Source organism: Infirmifilum sp., from assembly GCF_049970975.1.
GTDB classification, from domain to species: Archaea; Thermoproteota; Thermoprotei; order Thermofilales; family Thermofilaceae; genus Thermofilum; species Thermofilum uzonense.
The window spans coordinates 1-4,607 of record NZ_JBMFLX010000105.1 but is presented as its reverse complement, the minus strand read 5'-3'; the positions used below and the strand labels follow the sequence as shown (position 1 = coordinate 4,607).

4 protein-coding genes and 1 pseudogene are annotated in these 4,607 nt (G+C 43.1%); 2 read left to right on the top strand and 3 right to left on the bottom strand.

The window, feature by feature from the left end:
• Positions 1-277, bottom strand: a pseudogene (locus ACP5KC_RS08975) (hypothetical protein); the annotation flags it as partial.
• Between the two features lie 177 nt (positions 278-454).
• On the opposite strand from ACP5KC_RS08975, the gene ACP5KC_RS08970 reads away from it, so the two are divergent.
• Together ACP5KC_RS08970 and ACP5KC_RS08965 are read left to right on the top strand one after the other, a co-directional pair.
• Positions 455-610 carry a 50S ribosomal protein L40e gene (locus tag ACP5KC_RS08970; RefSeq protein WP_191118586.1) on the top strand — a complete coding sequence of 52 codons (156 nt, stop codon included), beginning with the start codon at positions 455-457 and terminating at the stop codon, positions 608-610.
• Positions 611-890: 280 nt separating this feature from the next.
• Complete coding sequence (locus ACP5KC_RS08965) at positions 891-3,416, top strand: DNA-directed DNA polymerase I (protein ID WP_428287324.1); 2,526 nt, start codon at positions 891-893, stop codon at positions 3,414-3,416.
• Positions 3,417-3,424: 8 nt separating this feature from the next.
• Here the strand turns inward: ACP5KC_RS08965 and ACP5KC_RS08960 are convergent, their stop codons facing one another.
• Both ACP5KC_RS08960 and ACP5KC_RS08955 read right to left on the bottom strand, forming a co-directional pair.
• Positions 3,425-3,727 carry a hypothetical protein gene (locus ACP5KC_RS08960; RefSeq protein ID WP_052883320.1) on the bottom strand — a complete coding sequence of 101 codons (303 nt, stop codon included), beginning with the start codon at positions 3,725-3,727 and terminating at the stop codon, positions 3,425-3,427.
• Between the two features lie 106 nt (positions 3,728-3,833).
• Positions 3,834-4,199 (bottom strand): hypothetical protein, encoded by a 366-nt coding sequence (locus tag ACP5KC_RS08955; protein WP_273434276.1) that lies wholly within the window; start codon positions 4,197-4,199, stop codon positions 3,834-3,836.
• Between the last annotated feature and the right edge of the window lie 408 nt (positions 4,200-4,607).

Here is a 4,607-nt window from a genome sequence, read left to right as displayed (position 1 = left end):
GAGACCCAACACTCTCGGCGAAAGCATTAATGTCCTGAACCGCAAGCTCGAGGGCTACTTGGTCTCTCTTACCATAAGACTCTAAGTCGCCGGTAAGCTCTAGGAGCGCGCCTATGGGAACCGTTATTGTCTGCTGAGTGTTTTGGGTAGATCTATTCCATAGTAGAGAGCTCATTAATGCTCCTAGGATTAAGCCTATTAGGAGAGCGCCAACTGCTAGGATGAACACGTTTGTCCTTGCTATGGATTTTAAACTAGAGGTTTTTTCCATGATCACAGGGAGGGCTAACTAGAATAGTGTTTTTAAAGATGGTGATCCTATTGAATCTCTAAGCGAAGACTTATCAGTACATGTATATTTGTCTTTCATAGTTATCTTTATATTTTAGCAGATTCTGAGGCGTTGACAAAAAGTTTTAAAGCGATTGTCTATTCGATAGCCAAGGGGTAAGTTATGCCTATAAGAGATCCCGAGAAACTACAGTTAGCCTTGGACTACCACTTTAAAGTTAAGATTTGTAGGAGGTGTAATGCGAGGAACCCATGGGACGCGGAGAGGTGCAGGCGTTGCCATAGCCGTGATTTGAGACCTAAGCGATACAAGAAGTAATATCTAACTTTATACGCTTTCTATTTATCTGTGGTTTGTTTTTTAGTATTGTGGGTATTCCATGGGACGTGTTGACAAGGGAGTGAAATGTTCCGTTGAGGGTTGTGACAACGATGCAGTGAGATCAATATCGCTTGAAAACTATAAACGGAGTGGGGTCAATCTTAAGCTTAAAGAGGGGACGAAACGGGTATACCTATGCCGTGAGCATTATAAAGAGTATAAGAAAAACTATAGGAGAAACGTTTGGAGAGTAGAGAGGTTTACGCGGTGAGTCTTATTGCTTTACTTGTTCTCAGTAAGGTACTCGGGGAGCGATGCCCGAGCAGTCCTCTACTTTTATGACGACGAAGAACATAAAATAGTAAAGATTCCGGACTACAGCGGACACAAGCCTTACCTTCTAACTGACCTTACACCCGACGAGATCATTGAGAAATTCCCTGAAGTTATAAAGCATCCGGGGTTCAACAAGCTTGATATTGTCGAGAAATACGATGCACTTAACGATCGTTGGATTAGGATGACCAAGGTGGAAGCCAACGATCCACTATCTATAGGTGGTTCTGGGAAAAGTATTCGTGAACTCTTAAAGGATCACTCATGGGAAGCCAAAATAAAATATCATCACTGCTACATATACGATAGACAAATCATTCCAGGAATGCCCTATAAGTATGAGGACGGGGAACCCAAAATAGTGGAGACTAGTGTCCCTGAAGGCATACGTAAACTTGTAGAAGGCCTTGTAGAGGATAAAATCCAAGCTGCAGAAATGATAGAGTGGGCGAAACTCCTAAGCGCCCCTATTCCCAAGATTAAAAGAGTTGCGATAGACATAGAAGTGGAGTCTGAGGCTCTTAGAGTACCCAGTCCGAAGCTCGCAGAGGACAAGGTAATAGCCGTTTCGTATTACTCATCCGATGGCAGAAAAGGAGTATACCTTTTAGAGAGAGAGGAAAAACATGGGAACACACAAATCTCGCTGGGAGACGCTAGGATAACTTTCTTTAAGGATGAAAAAGAGCTTCTACTTGCAACTTTCAAGTTGATCGAAGAGTATCCTCTCTTAGTCACCTTTAACGGTGATAGTTTTGACCTACCTTACCTCTACAATAGAGCCTTAAAGCTAGGATTCAAGAAAGAAGAGATACCAATCTCATGGAAAGAAAGAGACGAGTACCCCGAACTACGAAACTCTATTCACATTGACCTCTACAAGTTCTTCACAAATAAGTCCATGCGTGTCTATGCTTTTGGAAACAAATACAGGGAAGGAAACACTTTGGACGAAATAGCTTCAGCCCTCCTCGGAAAAGGCAAGGTAAGACACGAGGAGTTGATTTCAGAGATGACCTATCAGCGTCTAGCAGAGTACAGCTTTCGTGATGCCGAGCTCACCTACGAGTTAACAGCTTTCAACGACGACCTTGTTATCAAACTCATCATACTTATGATGAGAATATCTAAACTACCAATGGAAGACCTAACACGTCACAACATCTCGGCATGGATCCGAAATATGTTCTACTACGAGCATAGGCAGAGGGGCTGGCTCATACCCAACCCTGAGGATATCAAGAAAATTAAAGGTGATACTTCAACCCGCGCAATAATTAAGGGGAAGAAATATCTTGGAGCAATAGTTATCGACCCCTTACCCGGAATGTACTTCAACGTGCTTGTAGTTGACTTCGCTAGCCTATATCCGAGCGTAATCAAAACTGGCAACCTGAGCTACGAAACAGTTCGATGCCCCCACGAGGAATGTAAAAGGAACATAGTCCCAGGAACACCCCACTGGGTTTGCACACGTCGAAGAGGAATGATGGCTTCCATTATCGGGATCCTAAGGGATCTCCGCGTATACGTTTACAAGAAGGCGGCAAAAGAGGTAAAGTCTGAAGACGAGAAGCAACACTACGATGTGATCCAGTCTGCACTCAAAGTTTTTCTAAACGCAAGTTACGGTGTCTTCGGTTCCGAGGCATTCCCACTATACTGTCCCCCGGTAGCGGAAAGCACAACAGCCCTTGGAAGATACGCTATCTTGAAGACCATGAGGAAGGCTGTAGATCTAGGCATTCCTGTTCTTTACGGAGACACTGACAGCCTCTTCCTCTGGAATCCAAGCCGCGATAAATTAGAAAAACTGCTACAGTCAGTTCTCGATGATTTAAAAATAGACCTCAGTGTTGACAAAGAGTACAAGTGGGTTGTTTTCAGTGAAAGGAAAAAGAACTACCTCGGAGCGTTAAAGGATGGAAAAATAGACGTAAAGGGTCTTGTCGGAAAGAAAAGAAACACCCCCGAATTCATAAAGAAGCTGTTCACAGATGTTGTAACAACACTTTCAAAAGCGGACACTATTACCTCGTTTGAAGAAGCTATCGAACAAGTAAAGGATGATATCAGAGAATCAATTATGCGCTTGAAAAATAATCAGATTTCATTGGATCAACTGGCATTTAACGTGGTATTAACGAAGGACCTACAAGAATATGTCGAAACAACCCCTCAACACAAGAAGGCTGCACAACAGTTATTGCGAGAATACAAGAAGCTCTATGGCAGTACTCCAGTAAACATTATGAAGGGTAGTGTCGTTAGCTATGTGAAGACAAGGGATAGGGAAGGTGTAAAGCATGTACAACTTGCACGAATAGATGAAATAGACACTGAGAAGTATCTAGACATAATGAAGACCACATTGGAACAGGTTCTCGATGCTCTTGGAATAAGTTTTGACGAGCTCCTTGGAATACAATCCATTGATGATTTTCTGCAAATTAAGTCAAAGAAATAACCCGGAACCTAACTCAAAGCTTCCTCTATCTTACGCCTCGCAGCCTCGAAGTCGGGTTTTGTCCCGACGATAGGTACTTTCGTGAGGACGTGTTTTATCTTTCCGTTGTCGTATACCACGAATACTTGCGGAATGTCAGCCCCTCCGAACTCGTCCTTCTCGCCATACTTTGTTAGAAAAACGTAGTCCTCTTGCTTTTCCTCAAACTCTAAACCTTTGCTTTTAGCCACCTCCTGGCTTATGCTTTTTAGCTCCTTGTTAAAGTCGGCCCACGATGCCCCGACGAAAATTATCTTTACGGGCTTAGGCATCCGAATCCCCAGGCATGAGACAATTTCATCCCCTTTATTTATTTTTATATGTGCCTCGAATATGTATCCTCAGAGAAACACATGTTGAATCAAGTTTCATCAAATCCTATTCCTCTTTTAAGACATCACTTATCGATTTGTATTCTCTGCCCTTCTTATAGACGATTTTCGTCTCAAGACGAATTGGAAGCCCAATCTCATAAAAAATCCAATATACAGCCTCTGCATTTAGCTTTTCCCGTAGCCTGCCTGAATAAAATAATTTACCAAGCTTTTCTCCTATCTTCTTGGCAGTATCACTATATTGCTCGACAGCCTTCTCAAACATGATCCTGCCATCATCAGTTAAGTAGTTGAGAAAAATACTGTAGTAGTCTGGTTCAGCCTTTTTAAGTTCTTTTTCGAGCATTTTTCTTTGCATTTCAAGCAGCATTCTCTTCTTTATTATTTCAAGGTCGCTTCCCTCACCCATTACACAACACCGTGTTTCAAAAAATACACAATGCTAATTTAACCCTTTGCCTCAATTTATCCATGACCCGGGTGACTATTGGTCGCCGCTCGAGGCGCCTTCGCGCCAGCAATGAAAAGCGGCAACCCACACCCGGGACACTGCTTCTTATTTTCCAGTCATTGTCGTTGTAAGTCTCTAAAATAAGATCAGAAGCGGCCTAGCGCCGACTGCTGCCCTGCGTCACTGGGGGTGGCTCCAGGGTTACCCTTCTAGGGGTTAGTGTATTGCTCTTGGTGTATTTTTCTCTTTTTCTCGTTGAGTGGTATGACTCCGCTATGTGTCGACACGAAGGCTTTGACCTCGTTTGGTGTGGGCTGTATCGTGTCTTGTGAGTGATGTTCAAGCATGCGTTGATGTCCGCGTTTA